General features: G+C 75.2%; 1 protein-coding gene. It reads right to left on the bottom strand.

What is annotated here, in order from left to right; translation table 11 throughout:
* A partial coding sequence (locus FAF44_RS53475; RefSeq protein WP_237111162.1) for an alpha/beta fold hydrolase occupies window positions 1-665 on the bottom strand: 665 nt, incomplete at its 3' end.
* Window positions 666-767: the final 102 nt, after the last annotated feature.

The following is a 767-nucleotide window of genomic DNA, read 5'->3' on the forward strand; positions in this document are numbered from 1 at the left end:
GGCCTGCTGGCGGCGGGCGGGGTGAGGAGACGCTCGGTGGCGGGCGGACCGCTCCAGTCGCGCTCGAACACCAGCCGGCACATCTCCACTGCCGCCTCCCACACCGGTGCCGGGAGCGCGTCGCGGGTCCGATCGGGCCCCGCGACCTGCCAGGCCGTGTGCGCCTCGGCCATCGCCCGCACGTCGGCCGGATCCACCCGGTCGGCCGTGCCCGCGCGGTAGCGGGCCAGCCGGTCGGGCGGCACCGAGGAGTGCACGCGCTCGGCGGCCTGCTCCAGCATCTCGCGCGGCCACTGGTGACCGGCCAGGCCGGAGCTGATCAGGACGAGCGCGGCCACCCGCTCCGGCGCGGCGAGCGCGACCTCGACCGCGTACGCGCCGCCCATCGAGCAGCCGACCAGCGCCGCCCGGTCGATTTTCAGGGCGTCCATGAGCGCGAGCAGGTCTTCGTGGTGGCAGACCTCGCCGACGGCGTCGCCGGAGCGGCCGTGGCCACGCAGGTCGTAGCGGATCACGCGGTGGCGCTCGGACAGGGCGGCGAACTGGTGCGCCCACATGCGCATGTCGGCCACGCCCGCATGCACCAGCACGACGGTGCCCACCGGCTCCGGCGGCCCGGCTTCTTCGTAGGCGAGTTCTTCGTACGCGAGTTCGAGTTCATCCATGTTCGGCAGGCTAGCGCGGCGGCGGAGGGTGCGGAGCCCGTGTTCGCCGGGGGCGCAGCTCTGGTGGGGGACCGGGATCCCCCGTGCGGGGGAGCCCGGTCC

Source organism: Nonomuraea sp. MG754425, from assembly GCF_021699195.1.
Classification (GTDB): Bacteria; Actinomycetota; Actinomycetes; order Streptosporangiales; family Streptosporangiaceae; genus Nonomuraea.